This is a genomic window from Burkholderia sp. L27(2015) (genome assembly GCF_009765705.1).
Classification (GTDB): Bacteria; Pseudomonadota; Gammaproteobacteria; order Burkholderiales; family Burkholderiaceae; genus LMUX01.
In genome coordinates this window covers 638,534-663,507 of sequence record NZ_LMUX01000021.1, presented here as the reverse complement: position 1 = coordinate 663,507, position 24,974 = coordinate 638,534, and the positions used below count along the sequence as shown (strand labels likewise).

General features: G+C 62.8%; 20 protein-coding genes. 12 read left to right on the top strand and 8 right to left on the bottom strand.

Annotation, left to right across the window (positions count from 1 at the left end):
* The 6 genes from GSQ77_RS21345 to fahA all read left to right on the top strand — a co-directional run.
* A partial coding sequence (locus GSQ77_RS21345) for an ABC transporter ATP-binding protein (protein WP_158904751.1) occupies positions 1 to 387 on the top strand: 387 nt, incomplete at its 5' end.
* A gap of 118 nt (positions 388 to 505) precedes the next feature.
* Entirely contained in the window at positions 506 to 1,462 is a 957-nt protein-coding gene (locus GSQ77_RS21340) for an MBL fold metallo-hydrolase (protein WP_158904750.1), read from the top strand.
* 28 nt (positions 1,463 to 1,490) lie between these two features.
* On the top strand, positions 1,491 to 3,308 hold the full coding sequence (locus tag GSQ77_RS21335) for an FAD-dependent oxidoreductase (RefSeq protein ID WP_158904749.1): 1,818 nt from the start codon (positions 1,491 to 1,493) through the stop codon (positions 3,306 to 3,308).
* Positions 3,299 to 3,553: a DUF2783 domain-containing protein gene (locus tag GSQ77_RS21330; RefSeq protein WP_158904748.1), complete on the top strand. Its 255-nt coding sequence runs from the start codon at positions 3,299 to 3,301 to the stop codon at positions 3,551 to 3,553. Before GSQ77_RS21335 ends, GSQ77_RS21330 begins: the two co-directional genes overlap by 10 nt.
* Positions 3,550 to 4,929: a homogentisate 1,2-dioxygenase gene (gene hmgA, locus GSQ77_RS21325; protein WP_158904747.1), complete on the top strand. Its 1,380-nt coding sequence runs from the start codon at positions 3,550 to 3,552 to the stop codon at positions 4,927 to 4,929. Before GSQ77_RS21330 ends, hmgA begins: the two co-directional genes overlap by 4 nt.
* 9 nt (positions 4,930 to 4,938) lie before the next feature.
* Positions 4,939 to 6,285 (top strand): fumarylacetoacetase, encoded by a 1,347-nt coding sequence (gene fahA / locus GSQ77_RS21320; protein ID WP_158904746.1) that lies wholly within the window; start codon positions 4,939 to 4,941, stop codon positions 6,283 to 6,285.
* An 89-nt stretch (positions 6,286 to 6,374) separates the two neighbouring features.
* Here fahA and GSQ77_RS21315 read toward each other — a convergent pair whose 3' ends face one another.
* The 5 genes from GSQ77_RS21315 to GSQ77_RS21295 form a co-directional block, all read right to left on the bottom strand.
* Positions 6,375 to 7,538, bottom strand: coding sequence for an MFS transporter (locus GSQ77_RS21315; RefSeq protein WP_158904745.1), 1,164 nt, complete (start codon positions 7,536 to 7,538; stop codon positions 6,375 to 6,377).
* A 171-nt stretch (positions 7,539 to 7,709) separates the two neighbouring features.
* Complete coding sequence (gene pdeM, locus GSQ77_RS21310) at positions 7,710 to 8,366, bottom strand: ligase-associated DNA damage response endonuclease PdeM (protein WP_158904744.1); 657 nt, start codon at positions 8,364 to 8,366, stop codon at positions 7,710 to 7,712.
* 8 nt (positions 8,367 to 8,374) lie between these two features.
* Positions 8,375 to 11,059, bottom strand: a complete 2,685-nt coding sequence (locus tag GSQ77_RS21305; RefSeq protein ID WP_158904743.1) for a ligase-associated DNA damage response DEXH box helicase — start codon at positions 11,057 to 11,059, stop codon at positions 8,375 to 8,377.
* On the bottom strand, positions 11,040 to 12,737 hold the full coding sequence (locus tag GSQ77_RS21300; protein ID WP_158904742.1) for an ATP-dependent DNA ligase: 1,698 nt from the start codon (positions 12,735 to 12,737) through the stop codon (positions 11,040 to 11,042). The genes GSQ77_RS21305 and GSQ77_RS21300 overlap by 20 nt, the downstream gene beginning before the upstream one ends.
* The gene (locus tag GSQ77_RS21295; protein WP_254067730.1) at positions 12,734 to 13,858 is read right to left on the bottom strand and encodes a ligase-associated DNA damage response exonuclease; all 1,125 of its coding nucleotides are present in this window, start codon (positions 13,856 to 13,858) and stop codon (positions 12,734 to 12,736) included. Before GSQ77_RS21295 ends, GSQ77_RS21300 begins: the two co-directional genes overlap by 4 nt.
* A 158-nt stretch (positions 13,859 to 14,016) precedes the next feature.
* On the opposite strand from GSQ77_RS21295, the gene GSQ77_RS21290 reads away from it, so the two are divergent.
* Positions 14,017 to 15,387, top strand: coding sequence for a YbfB/YjiJ family MFS transporter (locus tag GSQ77_RS21290; protein ID WP_254067729.1), 1,371 nt, complete (start codon positions 14,017 to 14,019; stop codon positions 15,385 to 15,387).
* Here the strand turns inward: GSQ77_RS21290 and GSQ77_RS21285 are convergent.
* Positions 15,356 to 17,458 carry an ATP-binding cassette domain-containing protein gene (locus GSQ77_RS21285; protein ID WP_158904741.1) on the bottom strand — a complete coding sequence of 701 codons (2,103 nt, stop codon included), beginning with the start codon at positions 17,456 to 17,458 and terminating at the stop codon, positions 15,356 to 15,358. The two genes, GSQ77_RS21290 and GSQ77_RS21285, sit on opposite strands and share 32 nt — an antisense overlap.
* 311 nt (positions 17,459 to 17,769) lie before the next feature.
* Here GSQ77_RS21285 and GSQ77_RS21280 point away from each other — a divergent pair, with 311 nt between their 5' ends.
* From GSQ77_RS21280 to GSQ77_RS21260, 5 genes are all read left to right on the top strand, one after another.
* A complete protein-coding gene (locus GSQ77_RS21280) occupies positions 17,770 to 18,372 on the top strand; it encodes a TonB family protein (protein WP_158904740.1) in 603 nt (200 codons plus the stop codon).
* Positions 18,373 to 18,493: 121 nt separating this feature from the next.
* Positions 18,494 to 19,186 carry a response regulator transcription factor gene (locus GSQ77_RS21275; protein WP_158904739.1) on the top strand — a complete coding sequence of 231 codons (693 nt, stop codon included), beginning with the start codon at positions 18,494 to 18,496 and terminating at the stop codon, positions 19,184 to 19,186.
* The gene (locus GSQ77_RS21270; RefSeq protein ID WP_158904738.1) at positions 19,183 to 20,706 is read left to right on the top strand and encodes an ATP-binding protein; all 1,524 of its coding nucleotides are present in this window, start codon (positions 19,183 to 19,185) and stop codon (positions 20,704 to 20,706) included. Before GSQ77_RS21275 ends, GSQ77_RS21270 begins: the two co-directional genes overlap by 4 nt.
* A gap of 107 nt (positions 20,707 to 20,813) precedes the next feature.
* Positions 20,814 to 21,293, top strand: a complete 480-nt coding sequence (locus tag GSQ77_RS21265) for a hypothetical protein (protein ID WP_158904737.1) — start codon at positions 20,814 to 20,816, stop codon at positions 21,291 to 21,293.
* 4 nt (positions 21,294 to 21,297) lie between these two features.
* Positions 21,298 to 21,663 (top strand): 2Fe-2S iron-sulfur cluster-binding protein, encoded by a 366-nt coding sequence (locus GSQ77_RS21260; protein WP_158904736.1) that lies wholly within the window; start codon positions 21,298 to 21,300, stop codon positions 21,661 to 21,663.
* Here GSQ77_RS21260 and GSQ77_RS21255 read toward each other — a convergent pair.
* Both GSQ77_RS21255 and GSQ77_RS21250 read right to left on the bottom strand, forming a co-directional pair.
* The gene (locus tag GSQ77_RS21255; protein ID WP_254067728.1) at positions 21,605 to 23,017 is read right to left on the bottom strand and encodes a TAXI family TRAP transporter solute-binding subunit; all 1,413 of its coding nucleotides are present in this window, start codon (positions 23,015 to 23,017) and stop codon (positions 21,605 to 21,607) included. The genes GSQ77_RS21260 and GSQ77_RS21255 overlap by 59 nt on opposite strands.
* A 124-nt stretch (positions 23,018 to 23,141) precedes the next feature.
* Positions 23,142 to 24,791, bottom strand: coding sequence for a tannase/feruloyl esterase family alpha/beta hydrolase (locus tag GSQ77_RS21250; RefSeq protein ID WP_158904734.1), 1,650 nt, complete (start codon positions 24,789 to 24,791; stop codon positions 23,142 to 23,144).
* Positions 24,792 to 24,974 lie beyond the last annotated feature (183 nt).

Here is a 24,974-nt window from a genome sequence, read left to right as displayed (position 1 = left end):
TTGGAGACCGTGTTCGGTTTGTTCCCACGCTTGAAGGAGCGGCGGCGGCAGGCGGCGGGCACGCTCTCGGGCGGGGAGCGGCAGATGTTGGCGGTGGGTCGGGCGTTGATGGGTCAGCCGCGCTTGCTGATGCTCGACGAGCCGAGCCTGGGGCTGGCGCCGTTGATCGTGAAGGAGATCATGCACATCATCGCGAAGCTGCGCGAGACGGGGGTGGCGACCTTGTTGATCGAGCAGAACGCGCGGGCCGCGCTTCAGGTGGCCGACTACGGCTACGTACTGGAGACCGGTGAGCTGGCGCTCGAAGGCCCCGCTCATGAACTCGCCCATAACCCCAGGGTCATCGATACCTATCTGGGATTGGCGAAAAAGAAAGAAGCCGCATAAGGAACGAACACGTCAGACAAAGGCCCCTGCGAGCCTCTTGCCTCATATCGCAGGGCGCGTGAAATACGCGTCAAGCAGCAATCACTCAAGCAGCAACTACTCGTTGAGGATAAACATCATGACGACCGAAAAGAAATTCGCTTCACACGCTGACCTCGAAGCCAAGAAGATCACCTTCGAAAAACTCTCCGACCACGCGTACGCATACACCGCCGAGGGCGACCCCAACACCGGCATCATCATCGGTGACGACGCGGTACTGGTCGCCGACACGCAGGCCACTCCCGTGATGGCGCAAGACGTAATCCGCCGGATTCGCGAAGTCACCGACAAGCCGATCAAGTACGTGCTGCTGACTCACTATCACGCTGTGCGCGTGCTCGGTGCAAGTGCCTACAAGCCGGAACAGATCATCGCCAGCCAGGACACGTACGACCTGATCGTCGAGCGTGGCGAAGCCGACATGAAAAGCGAAATCGAACGCTTCCCGCGTCTGTTCAATGCGGTGGAATCGGTACCGGGCTTGACCTGGCCGACCCTCACGTTCAAGGGCGAAATGACCCTGTGGCTGGGCAAGCTCGAAGTCAAGATCATGCAACTGGGCCGCGGCCATACCAAGGGCGACACCGTCGTCTGGTTGCCGCAGGACAAAGTGCTGCTGTCGGGCGATCTGGTCGAATACGGCGCCACGCCCTACGCCGGCGACGCGTACTTCCAGGACTGGCCGCACACGCTGGACGCAATTGCCGCGCTCAAACCCGAAAAGCTCGTGCCCGGCCGCGGCGCTGCGCTCAAGACCCCCAAAGAAGTGGCCGACGGCCTGGCCGGCACACGCGCATTCGTTGGCGAACTCTATGCACAAGTGAAGAAGGGCGCAGCCGAAGGGCGTGACCTGAACACGCTGTACAAGGAAACCTACGCCGCGCTGAAACCGAAATTCGGCGACTGGGTGATCTTCGACCATTGCCTGCCGTTCGACGTGACGCGTGCATTCGACGAAGCGACTCAATACCCGGACCCGCGCATCTGGACCGCACAGCGCGATATCGAAATGTGGAAGACGCTGGAAGGCTAAGCGCGGAGCGCAGACTAGGTACAGAGCTATGGAAACCGATTATCAAAACCTGGCATTCGAGTACCGCCGCGCATCCGAGCAGGATGCGGCGGTGGCGGTGCGTCATCCCGTGGTGGTGGTAGGGGCCGGGCCGGTCGGTCTGGCCACTGCGATCGATCTGGCCCAGCACGGTGTGCCCGTCGTGCTGCTCGACGACGACTGCTCGCTTTCCAGCGGCTCCCGGGCAATCTGTTTTGCCAAGCGCACGCTGGAGATCTTCGAGCGGCTGGGGTGCGGCACGCGCATGACGGACAAAGGTGTGAGTTGGAACGTCGGAAAAGTCTTTTTGCATGACGAACTGATTTATACCTTTAACCTGCTACCAGAAAGCGGACATGCAAAGCCGGCCTTCATCAATCTGCAGCAGTACTACGTAGAAGGGTATCTGGCCGAGCGTGCAGTGCAACTGCCGAACCTGCAGATGCGCTGGAAGAATCGTGTCACGGGTCTGCGGCAACAAGCCGATCATGTCGCGGTCACGATCGACACCCCCGATGGCGAATACACGCTGCAGGCGCAATACGTGGTGGCGGCCGACGGCTCGCGTAGCGCGATTCGCAAGCTGATGGGACTGGACACGCAAGGGCGCGTATTCAAGGATCGATTCCTGATAGCGGATGTAAAAATGAAGGCCGAGTTTCCGACCGAACGCTGGTTCTGGTTCGATCCGCCGTTTCATCCGAATCAATCGGTGTTGCTGCATCGGCAACCCGACAATGTCTGGCGCATCGATTTTCAACTCGGCTGGGATGCCGACCCCGTGCTCGAGAAGCAACCCGAGCGCGTATTGCCGCGCGTGCGCGCTTTGCTCGGCGAGGATGCCGAGTTCGAACTGGAGTGGGTCAGCGTCTATACGTTCGCGTGCCAACGCATGGCCAAGTTCCGGCATGGGCGCGTGCTGTTTGCGGGCGACTCGGCGCATGGGGTTTCACCGTTCGGCGCGCGTGGTGCGAACAGCGGCGTGCAGGATGCCGATAACCTCGCGTGGAAATTGCGCTGGGTGCTGCAAGGTCTTGCACCCGATGCCTTGCTCGACAGCTACGCTGATGAACGCGAATTTGCCGCCGACGAAAACATCCTGAACTCGACACGCTCGACCGATTTCATCACGCCTAAAAGCGAGATCAGCCGCACCTTCCGCGATGCCGCATTGAAGCTCGCCAAGGATTGTCAGTTCGCGCGACGCATCGTCAATAGTGGCCGGCTCTCGATACCGACAGTGCTGAGCGATTCGCCGCTCAATACGCCCGACAGCGACCACTTCGATGGGGCCATGGTGCCGGGCGCGCCGTGCACCGATGCATCGATCCGGCATGGCGGAAGCGATGGTTGGCTGCTGCCGCATCTGGGTGGGGAGTTCACCGTGCTGGCCTATGCCGATGGCGCACAAGCCGCGGTAGCCGAGCTGGTTGGGAAATTGCGCGGAGTGAGCGGCGGGGCCGTGCCGTGTCGCGCGTTGCTGGTGCTCGGTGAGGGGCGATCGGTGGCGGACGATTTGAACGGGATCAGTGTGGTCGAAGATCAAGCCGGGATGGTGGCACAACGATACGACCTGATAGCGGGTAGCTGCTATTTGATACGTCCCGATCAGCATGTCGCGGCGCGCTGGCGCGATTTATCCGTCGACGGAGTCAGGGATGCGCTGGCGCGGGCAATTGGGCAAACCCGTGGGCAAACCCGTGGGCAAACCCACGGCCAAACCCAGGACGGGCACGCGGGTCACGTCCCGCACGCCGAGTTCGAAACTCAACCCGCTTTTTCCGCGGCCCAGACGGTGCAAACCAAGGGAGCCGAATCATGCAACTGAACACAGAACCGAATTTGCCGCACCCCGATGCGTTTTACGAAGCGCTAATCGAAATGCACCAGGACTTGAGCGTCGCCGACAGTCAAATGGTGAACGCGAAGTTGATCTTGTTGCTGGGCAATCAGATCGGCGACATGGACCTTTTGCGCGAGGCGATGGCGCTCGCGCGCAAAGGAATCAATGCGGAAATCAACCCGGCGACCAGCCCGGTTGCAGGCACCGGGTCAGAAGGGAGAACACTATGAATCAGACGTCATCGACGCCCGCATCGCAACACGCTGCGCGCAACACCACAGACACGGCGTACGTCGCGTCGCATCCGGCGCCGGCCGGCTATCAGTCGGGCTTTGGCAATCATTTTGCCACCGAAGCATTGCCGGGCGCTCTGCCGGTCGGCCGCAATTCTCCGCAGCGCGTTGCTTACGGCCTGTACGCCGAACAGCTTTCCGGCACGGCCTTTACTGCGCCGCGCGCGCATAACCGCCGTTCATGGTTGTATCGCATCCGCCCGGCCGCGGTGCATCGGCCGTTCGCGCGGCTCATGCATGCGGGGCTGGACGCCGGCTTTGGCGACGTGCCCACTCCGCCTAACCAATTGCGTTGGGATCCGCTGCCGATTCCGAGCGAGGCGACCGATTTTATCGATGGTCTGGTGACGATGGCCGGCAACGGCGACGCTGCAGCGCAAAGCGGTTGTGCGATTCATCTGTACACGGCCAATCGCTCGATGGAAGGCCGGTTTTTCTACAGCGCCGACGGCGAACTGCTGATCGTGCCGCAACAGGGCCGCCTGCATCTGGCGACGGAACTCGGCACGCTCGATATCGAACCGTGTGAGATTGCCGTGATTCCGCGCGGGGTGCGCTTTCGCGTCGCGTTGCCTGACGGCGAAGCGCGTGGCTACATCTGCGAGAATTTCGGTGCGGCACTGCAACTGCCGGACCTCGGCCCGCTGGGCTCGAACGGCTTGGCCAATCCGCGCGATTTCCTTACGCCGCACGCGGCCTATGAAAACGTCGACGGTGAGTTCGAACTGGTCTCCAAATTTGGTGGGCACCTGTGGAGCGCCGAAATCGACCACTCGCCGCTCGACGTGGTGGCCTGGCATGGCAACTACGTGCCGTACAAATATGACCTGCGCCGCTTCAATACGATAGGCTCGATCAGCTTCGATCATCCGGACCCGTCGATCTTCCTGGTGTTGCAATCGCCGACCGACACCCCCGGCGTGGATGCGGTCGACTTCGTCATTTTCCCACCGCGCTGGCTGGCCAATGAAGACACCTTCCGGCCGGCCTGGTATCACCGCAACGTGGCCAGCGAATTCATGGGCCTGATCCAGGGTGTGTACGACGCCAAGGCCGAAGGCTTCATGCCCGGAGGTGCCAGCTTGCATAACTGCATGAGTGGCCATGGCCCCGACGCCGCGACCTTCGAAAAGGCCTCGCATGCCGACACTCGCACACCGCAGAAAGTGGGCGACACGATGGCCTTCATGTTCGAGACCAAGACCATGATACGTCCGAGCCGTCGCGCGCTGGAAAGCGCGACGTTGCAAAGCGATTACTTCGAATGCTGGCAGGGTTTGAAGAACAACTTCGATCCGACCCAGCCTAGCTAGAGACAACTGATGAGCCTCGATATCACGCATGACCCCAAACGCCGTAGCTGGCTCGCCAGCGCCAATGACGCGGCGTGCGATTTCTCGATCCAGAATTTGCCCTATGGCATTTTTAGCAATGGCCAGTCGAGTGCTGCGCGCGTGGGCGTTGCACTGGGCGACCAGATCATCGATTTGGCCGCGCTGCAACAAGCGGGTTTGCTGACGCTGGGTGAGCCAACGCAGAAGCCGGTGCAGCAGTCGGCGCAGCAGTTGGTATTTCGGCAGGCAAGTTTGAACGCCTTTATCGCATTGGGCAGCACCGTATGGGGCGAAGTGCGCCACCAGCTCAGCGCACTATTCGAAACCGGCAATCCGTTGTTGCGCGATAACGCGACGCTGCGCGCGCAGGTGCTGGTGCCGATGGCGCAGGCCACCTTGCATCTGCCGGTGGACATTCCCGGCTACACCGATTTCTATTCCTCGAAGGAACATGCGACCAACGTGGGTTCGATGTTTCGCGATCCAAAAAACGCGCTGTTGCCGAACTGGACGGAAATGCCGATCGGGTACAACGGCCGCGCCTCTTCGGTGGTGGTCAGCGGCACGCCGGTGCGTCGTCCGAACGGGCAACTGAAACTGCCGGACCAGGACAGGCCGATTTTTGGCGCGTGCCGCAAGCTCGATATCGAACTGGAAACGGGTTTTATCGTTGGCAAGGGTAATGCCCTGGGCGAGCCGATTCCGGTGCAGCAGGCCGCGCAACATATTTTCGGCATGGTGCTGCTCAACGATTGGAGCGCGCGCGATATCCAGCAATGGGAATATGTGCCGCTCGGGCCTTTCAATGCCAAGACATTTGCGACCAGCATTTCGCCGTGGGTGGTGACGCTCGCGGCGCTTGAGCCGTTCAAGGTGGGGGCGCCGCAGCAGCAACCGGAGCCTTTGGCGTATCTGCGTCATGCCGGTAACGACGCGTACGATATCGGATTGGAGGTGAAACTCACGCCGGCGAACGCGACAGGCGACGCAACCCGTGCCGAGAGCACCACCACGATAGCGCGGACCAACTTCCGCCATATGTACTGGAGCATGGCGCAGCAACTGGCGCACCACACGGTGTCGGGCTGCAACACGCGGGTTGGCGATTTGATGGGCTCGGGCACGATCAGCGGTTCGCAGCCGGATTCATTCGGCAGCTTGCTGGAGCTGACATGGAATGGGCAGCGTCCGTTGACGCTGGCCGACGGTAGCTCGCGCAGTTTTATCGAGGATGGGGATACGCTCACGCTCACAGGCGGTTGCCAGGGCGATGGATACCGGGTGGGGTTTGGCGAGGTGAGTGGGAAGATTTTGCCGGCACATCGGCTGGTGTGAGAACCGCCGAACCACGACGGCCCGGCATAAGCATTTAAGGCCTGCTCCGGTTGGCCTGGCGCAAGCGTTTAAGGCTTGCTCCAGTGTGCTCAGGCGCAGCGGGCCGTCGGCCGCTTGAGACGTCTCTCGCTGGTGGCCGACCAGAGCGTGAGCCCCAGCGCCAGCAATGACATAGCGACCCCAACCCACGGCAAGGTGGTCAGTGCGAAGCCCGCACTGATCGCCGTTCCACCCAGCCATGCCCCCGTCGCATTGCCCAAATTAAACGCGCCTTGATTGAGCGTCGATGCCAAATTAGGCGCATCGCTCGCGCGATTCACGATCAGCATCTGGATCGGCGGGATGATCGCGAATGCGAGCACGCCCCACACGAAGATCGTCGCCATTGCTGCCACCGGCTGCCGACAGGTGAACGCGAATATCGTCAACACCACGGCAATGCACGCGAGCAGCGTCAGTAGTGAACGCATCAACCGCCAGTCCGCGAGCTTGCCGCCCAGCGTGCTGCCCACCGTCAGCCCCAAGCCGAATAACAGCAGCACCAGCGTGACATGGTGCGGCGTCATGCCGGCCACATCTTCGAGGATAGGGGTGATGTAGGTGAACACGGAAAACAGGCTGGCCGAGGTGAGTACGCTCATGCCAAGGACCATCAGAACCTGGGGTTTGCGCAGCACGCTGAATTCGCGGATCAGACTGCTCTTTTGCATTTCAATGCGCTGCGGCAGCCAAACGGCTAGCGCGAGCGCGGCCAGCAGGCCAATTACGGTGACCGCCCAAAAGGTGGCCCGCCAGCCCGCGACTTGGCCGAGCGCGGTGCCTAACGGCACGCCGAGCACATTGGCTAGCGTCAGGCCGGTGAACATCAACGCAATCGCCTGGGCCCGCTTGTGCGGTGCGACCAAGCCGGCGGCGACCACCGAGCCGATGCCGAAAAACGCGCCGTGGCAGAAGGCCGTGACGATCCGTGCCAGCATCAGCGTGCTGTAGTTTGGGGCGAGCGCACAGAACAAATTGCCGCCGATAAACAATGCCATCAAACTCAATAACGCCTTTTTTCGTGGCAGATTGGCAGTGAGAATTGCGACGATGGGCGCGCCTATTGTGACGCCTAACGCGTAGCCGGATACCAACATGCCGGTTGCCGGAATCGACACGCCGAGGTCGCGCGCCATATCCGGCAGCAGGCCCATGATGACAAACTCGGAGGTGCCGATACCAAAAGCGGCGATGGCCAGGGCGAGCAGGGGCATAGATCAGGAATCGATAAAAGGCAGCGGGTAATCGTGGCGTGAATGCGCTGCAGACCGCCGGCGCAAAAGCACCAGCGAATTTTACTGCAGTGCGGCAAGTCATGCTGCGTTATCCATGACAAAGCCATCTCTCGAAGAGGCGTCTGCGTCTGAAAGCATGCCGGCAAGCGCTCAAGGTCGTACCGGCAGTACGCGGTCTTCTGCGACCACATAGATTAGCTGTTCCGCCTGCGCTCGATCGACTGCCGCACCGCCGGTGAAACTGCCGAACGCCGGCAACACGCCCAGCTTCGGTTCGAACCTGAAGCATGGCAGCCGCACCGAATCGACGCGGCTGCGCAGCGCATACACGGGATGGTCATGTCCGGCCAGCGCATAGGCGCCATCGACTTCTTGCGGATGGTGACATAGCGCCCACGGCCCGACACGCAAGGGCTCGTCGGCGAGTTCGACGGCAAGTGCCGCAGGCGGCGGTCCCGCGTGCCTATCGTGATTGCCGATGACCAGCGTGATCGGCAACTGCGCATGACGACAGCGCCATTGAGCCAACGCTGCCTGCGTTTGCGCAGCGTGCGCTTCGCGCGCGTGCAGCAGATCGCCCAGAAAATAAATATGCGTCGGCGCATGTCGCGCGATCAATGCATCGAGCCGACGCAAGTTATCTGCCGTGGTGCCGCCCGGCACCGGGATGCCATGAGCACGAAAGGTCGCGCCCTTGCCGAAATGAGCGTCGGCCACGAACAGGCTGCGTGAGACAGGATCGAAAGCGGCACGCTCGGCGCATAGCCACAAGGGATGTCCGTTCACCGTGATCGCGAGTGTTGCCATATCGGACGTCACCGATGCGCCCCTTTTGTTTTCCGTGCTGTCGGCCGGACTGTTGGCCGCACGGTCGGCCGTGACTGCAGGTCTGCCGCACGCTCCAGTTCGGCCAGCATCCGCGCGACGCGGTCCGACAGTTTTGCGGTGCTGATGCGCTCGCGCAGCCGTTCGATGATAAGCGGAAACGCAAACGGCGACGGCCGTTCGAGCACGCGAAATGCAACGCGGCTGCGTTGCATTTCGGCGAGCGCCGCCGCAATCCTCCCAACTTCGAGTTCTTGCAGCATCACTTCGGTTTCGGCTTGTGCGAGCAGTAGATTGTCGCTGTCGTGATCGCGAAACACCTGATAAAACAAACTACTCGACGCCTGAATTTGTCGTGTGCTTTTGTGCGAGCCCGGATGCCCTTGAAACACCAGCCCCGAGATCTGCGCGATATCGCGAAAGCGGCGCTTGGCAAGCTCGGACGAATTCAGGCTCGCGAGCAGATCCTCGGCTAAATTGTCCGAAGCAAATAGATCGTGCTCGATAAGGGCGCCCCAATCGATCGGATCGGCCGACAGCAGTTCGAAGCCGTAATCGTTCATCGAAATCGAAAACGTGCCGGGGGCGTCGCGTGCCGCACGCCACGCAAGCAGCGAACCGATACCCACATGCGCCATGCGGCCGGCGAACGGATAACAAAACAAATGATGACCTTCGCGTGAAGTCAGCGTTTCAACCAGCAAGACCTCGGGTTCGGGCAGCGCGGACCAGCGAGCCTGGATCTCGAGCAAGGGCCGCACGGCTTGCATTTCCGGTTCGCTGAAATCGCCGTGCGCCGCGCGCGCCAGCAACGCCAGCGTGGCGTGGGCCAGCTCAGACGACAAGGGCATGCGCCCGCCTTGCCAGGCCGGTACCAAACCGCGCCCGGCGCTCGCACGTTTCACATAGGCCGTCATGTCCTTGACGCGCACCAATTCGAGCTGTCGCCCGGAAAACGTAAACACGTCGCCCTTGCGCAGCCGCGAGATAAACGTTTCCTCTATGGTGCCGATCCGGCCGCCGCTGACGAACTCGACGTGCATGCTGGCGCTCGCCGTGATGGTGCCTACATTCATGCGATGGCGCCGCGCCAGATCGTCGCGCGGCACGCGGTAGATGCCCTCGGCGTCGGCGACGATGCGCTGGTAATCGGGGTAGGCGCCCAGTGAGCGTCCGCCGCGCTCGGCAAACGCGATAGCCCAATCGAAGGTGGCGCGGCTGAGTTCGCGGTAAGCGTCGGTGCTGCGGACTTCGTCGTAGAGCTCGTCCGGTTTGAAGCCGCCGCCCAGCGCGATCGTAACCAGGTGCTGGATCAGCACGTCGTAAGGTTCGCGTGGCGCCACACGCGCTTCGATCTGGCGTGCCAGCACAGCGCAACGCGCCGCTGCCGCTTCCACCAATTCCAGCGCGTGGGTGGGCACGATCGTGATGCGCGAGGCACGTCCCGGCGCATGACCGGAACGCCCGGCGCGTTGCAGCAAGCGCGCCACGCCTTTGGGCGATCCGATTTGAAAAACCCGGTCGACGGGTAAGAAATCGACGCCGAGGTCCAGGCTGGAAGTACACACCACGACCTTGAGCCGGCCTTCCTTCAACCCGACCTCCACCCACTCGCGCACCGACCTATCCAGCGAGCCGTGATGCAGCGCGATGATGCCGGCCCACTCGGGGCGTGCCGCGAGCAAAGACCGGTACCAGATCTCCGCTTGCGAGCGCGTATTGGTAAATACCAGCGAGGTGCTCGCCGCGTCGAGTTCGGCCGCAACCGGTTCGATCTGGCGTAGACCCAGGTGACCGCCCCATGGGAAGCGTTCGATGCTCTCGGGAATCAGCGAATCGATTTGCAGCACCTTGGGTTCGTGCCCGCGGACCATCACGTGCGGCGTAACGATGGAGGCGAGCAGCACGCGTTGCGCCGTGTCGAGGTTGCCCAAGGTGGCCGACAATCCCCACACTTGCAATGGCATATCCGGACGCGCCCAACGCGCCAAGCGAGCCAGCGCCAGTTGCGTTTGCACGCCGCGCTTGTTGCCGATGAGCTCATGCCATTCATCGACTACGACAAGACGTACCGACGCCAACTGGTGTTGGGCCTCGGGGCGGCTGAGCAGCAAGGTCAGGCTTTCCGGCGTGGTGACCAGCGCGCTGGGGAGCCGGCGTTGTTGGCGCGCGCGTTCGGCGGAGCTGGTGTCGCCGGTGCGCAGACCTATGCTCCAGTCAACCCCGAGCGCTTGGGTTGCCGCTTCGAGTGCACGCACGGTGTCAGCCGCCAGTGCGCGCATCGGTGTGATCCATAACACCGTGAGGGGCGCAGTCGACGCCGCCTTTGCCGATGTGCGGCCTGCGGTTGTTTCGGGCGAAGTTACCGATGTCGCGTTGGCGTCCCTGGTTCGCGATGCGAATGCCGCGAGCGCGCCGAGCCAGACCGCGTAGGTTTTTCCGGCGCCGGTAGTCGCATGTAGCATGCCGCTATGGCCCGCCAGGATTTCACGCCACACCGCGCGTTGAAATGCAAATGGGGTCCAGCCGCGGTGCTCGAACCACGATTCAAAGCGGCTTTCAAAGCCGGCCTCAACGCGCGTCGATAATTCGGCTTGCGCGAGGGGTGGCCGCGCAGGCGAGGCTTGTGCCGGCGGCCGACCGCCCACTAGCTGCTCAACTTTCGGCGGGTTCACTGAGCAATCCTTGCAACGTTTCCAGCGTGTCGGCTTCGCTGGCCGGTTTGTCGCGACGCCAACGCAGGATGCGCGGAAAGCGCACCGCGATGCCGGACTTGTGACGCGGGCTCAGTTGTATGCCTTCGAAGCCGATCTCGAACACCAGCTCGGGTGTCACGCTGCGCACCGGGCCGAATTTTTCGACCGTGGTCTTGCGCACGAAGGCATCGACTTCGCGCATCTCGGCATCGGTCAGCCCCGAATACGCTTTGGCGAACGGCACGAGCACCGCTTGGCCATCGGGGGCGGCAGGGTTGCGATCCCACACCGCGAAGGTGAAGTCGGTATAGAGACTGGCGCGTCGGCCGTGACCGCGCTGTGCGTAGATCAGCACTGCATCGGCGGTGTAGGGATCGACTTTCCATTTCAACCAGAGCCCGCTGCTGCGCGTTCGTCCGGTGCCGTATCGCGCGCTGCGTTCCTTGAGCATCAGCCCTTCGACGCCGCGCGCGCGGCTGCTGCGCTGGAGTGTCTCGAGCGCACTCCAGTTATCGAACGGTAGTTCATGCGATATTCGCAGCGCGATATCGGGCGAGGTCGGCAGTAATCCACCGGGCGATTCAGTCAGCAATTGAGTCAGCAATTCGGCCAAACGTGCACGACGCTCGCACTGTGTTTGTTCGCGCAAGTCGATGCCTTCGTACTCGAGCAAATCGTAGGCGATGAATATGGCGGGGGCGTCGTCGAGAATCTTGCGTGTCACGGTTTTGCGCGTGATGCGAGGTTGCATGGCGGCGAACGGCAGTGGCTTGTCGTCGCCGGCGCGCCACGCGATGATCTCGCCGTCGAGCACGGTACCGTCGGGCAGTAGCGCAGCCATGGCGGCAATTTCGGGGAAGCGCTCGGTCAGCAGATCTTCGCCGCGCGACCACAACCACACTTGGCCCTCACGTTTGACGATTTGTCCACGTATGCCATCCCACTTCCACTCGGCGATCCAATTGGCTGGGTCTCCCAGCGTATCGGGCGATTGCTGCCACGGCTGGGCAAGAAAAAACGGGTAGGGCAGGCCGGGATCGTGATCCAGATGCGATACGTTCGGGTCGAGTGCCGCGACCAATTGCAGGTAGCGCGCGGCGTCCGGCATATGACGCGCGTCGGTCCAGCCGACCATGCGTTGCGCGATTTTTTTGTGATCGATGCCGGCAATTTCCGCCAGTGCACGCGTTACCAGTTGGCGTGACACGCCCACTCGGAAGCCGCCGCCGATCAGCTTGGTTAGTAAAAATCGGCCGCCCCAGTCGAGTTGGTCCCAGTACTCGCCGAGTCGAATGCGCAATGCTTCGGGCGAGAGTCCGCGCAAAATCAGCACGCGCGTTTCGATCCAATCGGCGAGTCCGAGATCGGAAGTGTGCAGGGCGTCCGGCATGACGTGGGCGATTGTCTCGGCCAAGTCGCCGACGGCCTGATAAGCCTCGTCGAAGAGCCACTCAGATAAGCCGGCGCGTTCGGCGGCGAGTGTGCGCAGCACCCGCGTCGGAACCGACTGACGCGGTTTGCCGCCGGCCAAAAAATAGACGGCCCACGCGGCGTCGCGCGCGGGCGCGGCACGAAAGTAATCGACCAGGGCGGCGAGTTTCGCGCTGGTCGAGGTGGTAGCGTCGAGCGCGTTGTAGAGGGCGGCGAAGCGTTTCATGATGAGGCTGGTTTGCCGCTATCGTCGGTGGCGGTGTCCGCAGAGGACTTCGCTTTGGCGGATGCGCTGCTGTCAGCAGATGCCACATCTTCCGCAGACGCAAGGCTCGCGGCCACCGCCTCGTCGTGCGCAGCGGCACTGAGTTCTTCGTCGCCATACTCGGTTTCGAAAGCACTTGCGCGCAGGCTTTTTTCCTCTAGCCACCGCACCATAGGCGCGACCTGACCGTGTGTGACGATGACGCGCTGTGCGCCACTAGCGTCGATTGCGAGTTGCAGCCCGGGCCAGTCGGCGTGGTCCGACAACACGAAGCCACGGTCGAGCGCGCGCCGGCGTCGCGCGCCGCGCAGTCGCATCCAGCCGGAGGCAAAGGCATCGCTGTACACAGGAAAGCGTTTCATCCACGGGCTGCCCTGCGCCGAAGGCGGTGCGAGTAGCAGCGCTCGCTTGAACTCTGCCGCGTTGCCGTCCGGCACCGCGCGCGTTTCGGGCAACCTGACGCCCGCGGCACGATAGGCCCGATTGAGCGGCTCGATTGCGCCGTGACAAAAGATCGGACCGATAGCCTGGTCGACGCCCGCGAGTATCCGTTGCGCCTTGCCGAACGCATAACAAAACAAAATGGATGTGCGGCCGAGTTCCGCATTGGCGCGCCACCACGCGTCGATCTCAGCCATGATCTCGCCGCCGCTTTGCCATCGGTAAATCGGCAGGCCGAAGGTCGATTCGGTGATGAAGGTGTCGCAGCGCACGGCTTCGAACGCTGCGCAGGTAGGATCGGGTTCGACCTTGTAGTCGCCCGAGGCGACCCATACTTCGCCGCGCGACTCGATTCGTACTTGCGCGGAGCCCAACACGTGGCCCGCCGGGTGCAAGGAAATGCGCACGCCGTTGACGTCGATGGTTTCACCGTAGGGTAGCGCCTGCAAATCAATGTCGCCTAGCCTGGCGCGTAATACACCGGCGCCATCGCGCGTTGCAAGGTAGTGGCGATGGCCCCAGCGCGCATGGTCCGCGTGAGCGTGAGTGATCACAGCCCGTTCTACCGGGCGCCAGGGATCGATATAAAAATCTCCGGACGGGCAATACAAACCTTCCGGGCGGGCGATCACCAAATCCAAACGCGCTCTCCTCGATGAGCTTGAATCGATAGTCAGAACGGTCGAGACCCGCCGCGCTGCATACGGTTGCCTTGTGTTTTATATCACCGGCGGTTGCCAATCGCCGAGCGCGCCGACGTAAAATGACGCCACATTATCGGTATCGCGGAGTTTGCATATTGTCCCCACGCTCGTTGGATTCCCCCGCCGGCCCTGTCGGTTCGACACGGCCAGCCCGTACGCGGTTCACTGTATTGTTCGAGGCCGTCGCGCTTTCGCTGGGCATGGGAATTGCGCTGGGCATGGCGCGCTTTTCCTATGCCTTGCTGTTGCCGCCGATGAAGGCCGATCTGGGTTGGAGCTTCGTCCAGGCCGGCACCATGAATACCGTCAACGCGGCGGGTTATCTGATCGGCGCCTTGATGTGCCCCTGGTTGTTGCGGCGCTGGAGCGCTGCCGCCATGTTCAATTGGGGGTGCTTGCTCACCACCGTGTTGATGGGCGTGTGTGCATTCCTGCTGGCCGATACGGGCTTGCTGACGCTGCGACTCGCAAGCGGCATCGGCAGTGCGTTGATCGTCGTGTGTGGCGGTGTGTTGGCTGCGCGTCTCGCTTCCGAACATCCGAAGGATGGCGGTTTGCTGCTCGGAATTTATTACGGTGGCACCGGCTGGGGCGTGGTGATGTCGTCGGTGCTGGTGCCTCTTGCGCTGACGACCCGCGTGCACGGCTGGCAGTCCGCGTGGCTCGCATTGGCAATTGGCTGCGCGGTATTTTCCATAGGCGCGATTTGGGCCGCATGCAAAATCGGTCGTGCGGCCGACGGCGGAAGGGGGAGCCAAGCGCCGTCCCGAGTGCTGTCCGACCTCAAGCCTAAACAAGCTGCGGTTGCGACATCGCCCACCGATACGGCCATCGCTGTACCTGCGCCCACCGGTGAGCATGCCGCTGCATTGCACCCCAGTGCCGAAGGTGACGCGGGTCGCACCGGTGCGCATGGATGGACTCGCTTTGCCTGGGCGCTCGCCAGTTACGGCCTGTTCGGCGTGGGTTACATCGGCTACATGACGTTTATCATCGCGTTGTTGCGCCAGGCGGGCATGAGCGCGACGGTGGTCATCGCGTTCTATCTGCTCCTGGGCGTTGCGATCGTGATTTCAGCCCGGCTATGGGCGCGGTTGTTGGATCGCGCGCGCGGCGGCGGTGCATTGGCGCTGCTCAACCTGCTGCTGGGCGTGGCGACTCTGTTGCCCGCGGTGTTCACTCATCCGGTCGCGGCGTTTATCTCGGGCGCGCTGTTCGGTGCCACCTTTCTGTCGGTCGTGACCTCGACTACGGCATTTGTCCGGCATAACCTGCCGGCTGCTCGGTGGGGTTGGGGCATCAGCGCCTTCACCGTCGTGTTTGCGCTCGGGCAGATCGTGGGGCCCGTCGCAATCGGCCATGTTTCCGACGGTGCGGGGCTTGCGCGCGGCTTCGTCTATTCGGGCGTGGTGCTGTTCGCCGCGGCGTTGCTGGCTATGCTGCAGAGGCCGCTGCACCGCGCTTGAGTGGTTCGTGTGAGCCCGGCGTTTCCTGCGGGCCGTGTGCACGCCAAACATCGATGGCCTGCGGCGCGATGCTGACCCAGCACTGATCGCCTGGGCGGCCTTTGCTGACGCCGCCGCGCTCGCTCGCGAATTCGCCTTCGGTGCTTTCTTGATTTTCGCGGTTGCTCCGATCGCTCTGGTCGCCCGGCGGTTGCGTGCTACGCAGCACCATGCCGCCCAGACTCACCGTCGTGAGCCAGACCCCTGCGCTCAAGGTCGGTTCGCACCGGTGCGCGGGATAAACGCCGGGCGTTGTCTGCTGCGTAACGTCAAGACTATCCATCACTCGCACAGCGCACGGGTCGATGCGCCACAACAGCGACATGGTTTCGTCCGGCACCGACTCGATGGCCGCCGGGTCCACGATCAGCTCGACGCCACCGCCGATCGCGATACTCGCGTGCGTGCATTTGTGCCCCACACCCAGATTGGTAATACCGAGCAGCGCTGCCACCTGCAGACTCGCGGGGCGGCTGAACAACGCTGCGGTTTTGCCCGCTTGCAGCACCTGCCCTCGGTCGAGCACCAGGATTTCGTCGGCGAGCAGTGCTGCCTCGTCGGGGTCGTGAGTCACCAGTATGGTGGTCGCGCTGAGTTCGTTTTGGAGCGCCCGCAGCGTCTGCCTGAGCTGGCGTCGGCGCGGCGTGTCGAGCGCGGAAAATGGTTCGTCGAGCAGGATCAGGCGGCATGGACGAACCAGCGCGCGGGCCAGCGCGACACGCTGGCGCTGACCCAGCGAGAGCGCTGCCGGCTTGCGCGCCTCAAGCCCCGACAGCCCGAGGTGCAGCAGCCAGTCACGCGCGAGCGCGGCCTGTGCGCCCACTGGGAATGCCAGTTGTTCAGCGACCGTCATGTGCGGGAACAGCCCGTAATCCTGCGGAACATAACCGAGCTCGCGCGCGGCGGGCACCAGCGCGCTCAGACTCTCCTCGCCGATGATCAGCGAGCAAAACGAGGTGTGCGCGGGGCCCGCTGCGTCTTGCCGCGGTGCCTCGGTCAATCCGGCAAGTAGCCGCAAGGTCATTGATTTTCCGGAACCCGAGGCGCCGAGTATCGCCAAGCGGCGCGAGCGTGCGTGCCAGTCGATGTCGAGCGTGAACTCGCCTAGCTGCTGCCGTACCCGCAGGCGTAACGAGGGCGTGGGCAATGCGTCGACGCCCGGCTGCGCCTCGAACGCAGAGGACGAGAGAGATGCGGGGCTGGACGGTATTGACGGGGACGATGCGGGGCGTGGCACCAGCAAGTTGTCGGCGGTCAAGGCGTTGTCGTCGATGCGCTGCGGTGTGATGCGGCGTTGCCAGGAGGCCAGCAAGGCGACGGCTATCGCAATAGCGAGCGTGGGCACGAGCAACGGCAACATCGCAGGCAGTCCCTGGCCGCCGAACGCGACATAGGTATAGACCGGCAACGAATACGGGTGGTACGCGACCATCACTGTCGCGCCGAACTCACCGAAACCACGCAGCCACGACAGCAACAATCCGGCACGTATCGTGGCCCAGGCAAGCGGCAGGCTGATCGAAATAAAACAACGCCACGGTCCATGACCCAGCGTGGCGGCGACATCTTCCAGGCCCGGGTCGAGCGCACCGAACCCGGAGCGTGCGGCGACGATCAAAAAGGGCGCCGCGACGAAGATCTGGGCGAGCACGATGCCGGTGAACGAGTCGGTGAGGCCCGGCGCAAATAGGCCGACGGGGCTGTAGGGGCCGAATAGAAACAGCAGCAACACGCCGCTTGCCAGCGGTGGCAAGGCCAGCGGCAATTGCACGACAAAGCCCAGCACACCGAGCGCGCGGCTGCGCGAGCGCGCCAGCAGATAGCCCAGTGGAATACCGCCGAGCCCGATCAATACGGTCGCCACCGATGCGCTGGCGACTGAAACCAGTAATGCGCGGCTTAGCGTCGATACGTCCATGCCACGCCAGTCGGACGTGCCGATTTGCGGCAACGCCGAGAGCAACGGCGCGCAAAGATAAGCGGCCAGCAGCAGGGCTAGCCAGCCAAGCGGAGCGGCGTTGCGGCGGCTCATTTCAGGCGTTGTCCAGCACCCTGCACAGAGAGGGCGGATCGCGACGAATGCCGGGCGCGAATTCCACAACTGCTACCGTTGGACGGTCTGTTGCCGCGTGATCGAGTCCAAAGGTTAGTCATGGATAGCGCTCCGGTAGCGTTATATAGTGAAAGTAATAACGCTCAAATTTTAACGGCATTTCATCGTGAACGTGCGACCGCATCGCGAATGGCGTGCGGCCCGGTGATCAAACCCGACGGCTCGACCTCGACAGTGTCACGCCGGAAGACTATGCTGATCGCATCGACTTATTTTTGAGGATGACTCGGATGATCCGATATCCAGGCGGTAGTTTCGGGCGCGCTTTCGACAACAGCTCAGGCAATCGTGCGGCTTGCAAGCCCGCGTGTGAGGCCGCTGGTGAGTTCGGTTGTGAGTCGGCTCGTGAGCCCGGCTTTAAGCCAGCTGGCAAGCGAGCCGCGATATACGCGTTGGCGGCCGTCGCGACGCTGAGTCTGCTGGCGGGTTGCGGCAGCGGTCTGGTGCCGGGCGGAAGCAGCAACAACAACCTGAGTCCGCAGCAACGCCAGTACGCGGCCACAGCCGACCAGTACAAGGAGGTGGTTGCCGAGAAGGTGATGCAAAGCAACCCCGGTCGAGCGTCGCACGAGTTACAGCCGATGTTGCGCTCGGTTGTGGTGGTGTCGTTTACGATCGATCGCGATGGCCGGGTATTGCATTCCTCCGTGTATCGCACCAATGGCGACGATGAGGTTGAGGCCGCGGCGATCAGCAGCCTGCGTCGGGCGGCGCCTCTGCCCGTGCCGCCCACGGCTTTGCTCGATCGCGCCGGCCGGGTCGATTTGATGGAGTCGTGGCTGTTTAATACGGATGGACGCTTTCAGTTGCGCAGCCTTGCGTCAGGACAGTAATCGCTGGACGATGGCTGATTGACCACGCAGTGGCTATTAAGCGAGCCTTAAGCCGCGCTGCGAGACAATCGCTCACGCCAGGCTCACGCCGGTGCCTGTCTCTCGCTTTCAAGGAACCCGGATGCGCCTGCTGCTGGTCGAAGACGACCCAATGATCGGAGAAAACGTACGCGACGCGCTCAGGGCCGAAGGCCACGCGGTCGACTGGGTGTGCGATGGTGAAGCCGCCGAGCTGTCGCTGCGCTCGCTCGTCTATGACCTGATCCTCCTCGATCTGGGCCTGCCCAAGCGCGACGGACTCGAAGTGCTCAAGCGCTACCGTGCCAGTCAGGGTGCAAGCGAGGGTGCGCAGGCCGATCGCGGCACGGCGCCGGTGCTTGTCATCACTGCGCGCGATTCTACCCACGAGTTAGTAGCTGGGCTGGACGCCGGTGCCGACGACTATCTCGCCAAACCCTTCGATCTGCCCGAATTGGCCGCGCGCGTGCGTGCCTTGCTGCGCCGCCGTCATGGTCAGGTTCAGGCCAAGCTCAACTACGCCGGCATCGAACTCGACGACGCGGGTCACACGGTATTGCTCGAAGGTGCGCCGTTGCATTTGTCGGTACGCGAGTTCGCGGTGTTGCATGCCTTGATGCTCAACCCCGGCAAGGTGCTTTCGCGCGCAGTGCTCGAGGACAAGCTATACGGCTGGGGCGAGGAGGTCGGCAGCAACACGATCGAAGTCTTCATGCACGGTCTGCGCAAGAAAATCGGCGCGGCGCGTATCGCGACCGTACGCGGAGTCGGCTATCGGCTGACCGATAGCGCATGAGCGATAAACGCGTGAGCACGACCGCAATGACCTCGATTCGGCGCTGGCTACTGGGTTGGCTAATTGGCGGCTTGCTGGTCGCTGCGGTGACGGCGGGCGTCGCGCTCTATCTGCAGGTGCGGCATGAGGCCAACGAACTGTTCGATTACCAGTTGGAAGCGATCGCGGTCACTTTGCCCGGTCATATTTCGGCCAGCGGGGCAGTGCTCAGCGATCCGCGGTTCAAAGAGGTGGCTGAGGATAAGGTGACGGTTGCCGTGTGGGATCTGAACGGCCATGTGCTTTACCAATCCTCCGAAAAATTTGCACTGACCCATCTCGAACCGCCTGGTCTGAATTACTTGCGCGCCTACGATCAGCGCTGGCGCGTATTCGTGCTCAGCGGTCCGGACCGCTTCGTCCAGGTCGCTCAACCGACATGGGTGCGTGACGCGTTGGCGGCCCGCATGGCATGGCGCACGGTGCTGCCCATCGTCGCCGGCTTGCCACTGGTGGCGCTGTTTATCTGGGTGGTGGTGGGGCGCGGGCTGCGGCCATTGAGCACACTGGCGCGTGCGATCGGCACGCGCACCCCGGACAGCCTCGCGCCGCTTGCGTCGGCCGCAAGCGTTCCCACCGAAATCCGGCCGCTGGTCAGCGCCCTCAATACGCTGCTCGGGCAACTCGCGGCCGCCTTGCAGGCGCAGCGGCTGTTCGTGGCTGACGCCGCGCACGAACTGCGCTCACCGCTCACTGCGCTCAAGCTGCAACTGCAACTGGTCCAGTTGGAACCGCTCGAAGCGACCCGCGCGGTGATGCTGACCAAGCTCGACGAACGGTTGAACCGGATGATCCACCTGGTGCAACAGCTATTGATGCTGGCGCGCAGCGACGCGGCGGTGGACTCGGCGTTCGCTCCGGTGAACCTTGAAGCGCTTGCGGGCGAGGTCGTCGGGGAATACGCGCCGTTGGCGGGCCAAAAGCATATCGATCTCGGACTGGTGGTGCGCGACGCCGGTCTCTATTGGGTGGAGGGCGACGCGGCCGCGCTGTTCGTGTGCTTGCGCAACCTGGTCGACAACGCGGTGCGCTACGCCCCGGCAAAAAGCCGAGTCGACGTGACACTCGCACGCGAGGACGGACACATCGTGCTTGAGGTCCAGGACGAGGGGCCCGGTATTGCGCACAGCGAAACCGAGCGCGTGTTCGACCGCTTCTACCGCGGCATAGCGGCTTCCAAAGCGGGGGCCGTCGGTAGCGGGCTGGGCCTGGCGATTGCACACAGGATCGCCGAACACCACCACCTGAGCTTGCGTTTGCACAACCGTGCGGCGCCGCATTGGGAGGCCAGCGGGCCTGCTCGGGACGCCACCGAGCCAGCTCGAGATGTCGCCGGACTGACCGTTACGATGGTTGGCTGGCGGATTGCGCCGGAGCCGGTTCCGCTGGAAAACCGCGACGTCGGACATGACACCAACCACGACGCCAAACACGACCCCGGCCATGGCCCGAGCCATGCCACCCGCGGTGCGACTTTTTAGCCACAGTATCGTCGTCGAGCCCCATGCCAGCACAGTAAGCGCCCGATCGCGCTGCTATACTTAGCCGCATATATTAGGGATGCGAACAGGTCGGAATGGAAGACTTAATGGAAGCACCTGCGACGGTCGGGCAGTCTGTCGACAGCGTCTGGGAAGTGGCGCTGCCATCGCATGATCTCTACCCGTCAACGCGATTGAAAGCGGCATTCACTGCGCGCGACTCACGCCACTGTGTGGTGATGGTCGACGCCCGCAAATTATTGCAGTGCGCCGACCGCGACACCACCGACTACGTGTTGCCCGAAGTGACGTATTGGCACCCCGGCAAAGCCCGCGGCATACGCGAATTCCTCGATCCGCGTGCAAACCGTGTGCCGGAGATGCCCTACGTGACTTTTTCGACGCGTCATCGCCCTTCGCTGCTAGGCATGTTCGGACTTGCCCATGAAGGTGTGGTGTCGTTTCGCAACGGTCAGCATCGCGCGCGCTACATGGCTTACGCCGGTGCGGTCGCGTTCCCGGTCGAGGTGCACGAGACCGAAGCCCGGGCGCTGACACTGTATTGCGGGATCGGTTCGGTACTGTGATCGCATGGCCGCTCCCGTTCCACCTAACCCAGCACCCAACTCCGAAGCCAGCCCCGCAGCCTGCACCGTCAGCGTAGAACCCGGCGAGTGGCGATTCGAAGCGCCCGCGGGCGTCTCGTTGCTGCTGGCAGCGCGCGCCGCTGGCTTGACCTTGCCCAGTTCGTGCCGCAACGGCACTTGCCGTACCTGCATGTGCAGCTTGTTGAGCGGCCAGGTGGTCTACAGCATCGAATGGCCGGGCCTCACCGCCGAGGAAAAAGCCGAGGGCTGGATCCTGCCGTGCGTGGCGTGCGCCACCAGCGATGTGCAGCTCAGGATACCGGCACCGTTGCCGTTTCAGTCTGATCTTTGGGGGCCGGATGGTGGCTAGATTCGCGTTCGATCAAGCGCGAACGCACGAGATCGATATGCCCGCGTAACACATAGAATTGGTCGGCAAACGCGAGCGGCACTTTCATTCGATTCACCGCTTCCTCGATGTGATCCAGGCGCTTGAGCATCGCGACGTGATCGTAGTCACCCGATTGCTCGAAGATGCCGCGTTCGAGTCCGATCAGCGCGCCATACCAGCGATAAATGCGCGACTTGATGCGCCAGCTGTACAGGGCGGGAACCAGGCGCACGCCCGGTATCAGCAACACGATGATGGGCACGATAATCACCAACAGCCGGTCGGCCAGGCTGGCGAGCCAGAACGGCAAATTCCGATACAGGAAACTTTTCCCCGACTTGTAATAGCGTAATGCGTCGTCGCTGATGCGGAACTCATGCGCGAGCGGCGCCGGGAATTCGCCGGCGTGCTGTAGCAGTCCGGGCTGACCATTCACCTGCTGGGCCGCATCGATCAACAAGTCGGACAGCGCTGGATGCAATGTGTCCCGAGCGACCAATTCCGCGGTGGGCGCAATCAGGTGGAGCACGTGATTGGGTATGTTCCTGCCGAAGTCGAACACGCCTTTGGGAATCTGCAATTCGTTCAAGTAACTGAAGCGCCGTGCATAGCCGCTGGCCTGCGAGAAATCCATCAATTTGACGCCCGGGGTGTGCAGCAGCTTGGCCAGGGTCGGCGGTGTGGCGGAGTCGCCCATCAAGAATGCCGCGTCCAGCGTGCCGTCTCTCAAACCCTGGGCCGCCTCGTCCCCCGACACGTCGCTGAGCGTCGTGCTGCCGCCCGGCACGATGCCGTTGATCTTGAGGAGTGCGAGCGCGAGTAAATGCGAACCACTGCCTTCGGGGCCGATAGCCACGCGCTTGCCGCTGAGTTCCGACAGGATGCTGATCGTTTTCGTCCCGGTATAGAAGATGGCCACGGGCACATAAGAGATGCTGCCCAGCGACATCAAATGGGTCAGGTCTACGCCATCGGACAAGCCGCCCTGGACAAAGCCGACGTCGACTTTCGCATGGGGATCGGCCAGCCGCTTCAAGTTGTCGACCGATCCGTCGGTGCTCAACAGCACGGCTTTGACGCCGTTGCGCGCGAGGATGGCCTGGTATTTTTGCGCGTTGCTCCAGAACACACTGTCCTTGGGGCCGGCGGCGATGGTGATGGTACTCGGGGGTGCGGGGTTGACGAGCCAGAACGCGAGCCCTGCAACGATCGCTGTCAGGATGACGATCGGGCCGATGCTGATGGCGAGATCGTGCCATGAGATCGCGACGAAACGCGCCTTGAATCGATTACCGCCGGACGCCTGCCCGGCTTGCGGGTCTTTCGGTTTCACAGAGTGCGCCGGACGGTGGGTAACAATCCAATCATGCCACGTATTGAGCCCCATAAGCGGGGGCGCCGAACAAACGGCGCGGGGGCATCTTGTGTTCGGTGGCCCCGTGCCGTTCGTTCGGCCGCTAGGATGTCGCGCAGCGGAAGCTTGCCGCCAGATTGACGTTGCCTTTGCCCAGATAACGCGGGAAGGCCGGGAAGCGGCACAGCGGCCGCGAACGTCCGTTGGTGGCCGCTGCGATATCGGTTGTCACCAGCGTTTCAGGCGGGACGCCGTAGGTGACCCATTTATCGAGTGCGCCCAACGCATCCCAGGAGGGGATGAACACGCCGTTGCCGTGCTGGAACCCCGGCACCATGTAAAGCCGCATGAACGTGTCGGTTTTCTCCAGGCCGAATTTCGCCACGATGGAGCGATAGAAAGCGATCGTCTCGTTCGGGCTGATGACCTCGTCGGCTAGGCCGTGCAGCGTAATCACCCGACCGCCGTGGGCGACGAAGGCCGACAAATCGGGGTTCATCGCGCCCACCATTTGCGATAGTTCGACGAGCCGTTCCTCATAGGGGTCGGGATGCGCAAGATCGAAATTCAGCGTCTCGAAGTTCGGGTCGCGCGTCACGAAATACTTCATATAGGCGTCGGCTTGCGCAAACAGGTAGCCATTGGCGATGATGTCGGGCCTCGCGAGTCGCACGGGAGATCGACCCAGGCCGAGCATGCCGGAGAAATCGCTGCCGGCGTATACGTTGTAGCCGGGGTAGACCCGTGCGCCATTGGCCAGCGCATAGGGCAGATCAAGGCCATTGTTCAGGGCGTTCAGTGTGTCGATCTGCGCCGCCGACAAGCAGTCGTTGCCCTGATCCGTACCATCGGGGCAGCGCAGGCTCGCCACGATCTGGCGTTCGAGCGCATGGCATGCGTCGACGTTGCTGACAATGCCATCGGCGACGCCGTCGAGCGCGTCGCATGCCGCCAGCACCCGGTGATACACGAGCTTTTGTTTGATTGGCGGGACAAATCCACCGGGCACGTCGTAGGCCATCTGGCCGATTTTTACGCCGATCAGCCGCACGCCCGAGAAATTGATCGCCGGTGCATCGGCGATCACGCCGTCGTAGTCGTTGGGAAAGCGCTCGATTACGGTGTAGCCTTCGCGTCCACCGGTCGAGCCGCCCGCAAAATAGACGCGCCGCGGCGGTTTGCCGTAGTTCTGGGCGATTAGCGCCAGCGCCACATCATGCGTTTTCTTCAGATGGCCGTAGCCGAAATTCAACAGCGCTTCGTCGTTGACTGCGAATTCGGCACGCGCCGACGTGCCGATATGCCCGGAGTCGGAGCCGAAGGTCGCATAGCCTTGCGACAGAGGGGTGGTGCGTGGCGCGAAGGGCACCATGTCCGTTCCGCTGACCACCTCGCCGCTGTAGCCGCCGCCGCCCAGCTGCAAGGCGCGGCCGTTCCAGCGCTTGGGCAGGTTGAGTTCGAAATGAATGTCGGGGGCGTCGTCGCGCACCGGGTGAATTTCGCCCGTGATCCGGCAGTAATCGCCGTTGCCGTTGCCGGATTGCGTGGCGCCGACCATCATCGCGCTGGTCACGAGCGCGCCGCGGGTGGGCAAGCCGATCTCGCCAGCGGCAATGGTTTGTCCGGCGAACTGGACGCACTGGGCGTGGGCGGGCGTGACCATACCGAACAGCGCCGCACCCAGCACCGCACAGGCGAGCCTGATCAGGGTTGCCACGGACCGCGCTGCCACGGGCGCGATTTCCGGGCGCATGATTTCTTCAGACGCAATTTCCTCGGACGTGATTTCTACGGACGCGATTCCGCAGCCGACGGCAACCGGCGAAAACGCTGTAATGCAGGGGAGGTCGGCAGGATACCGCGCGGTCATGCAGTGATTTGGCTGGTGGAGGTCAATCGGATTCCTTGCGTTGGCGGGCAGGGCCACGCTCGCCGT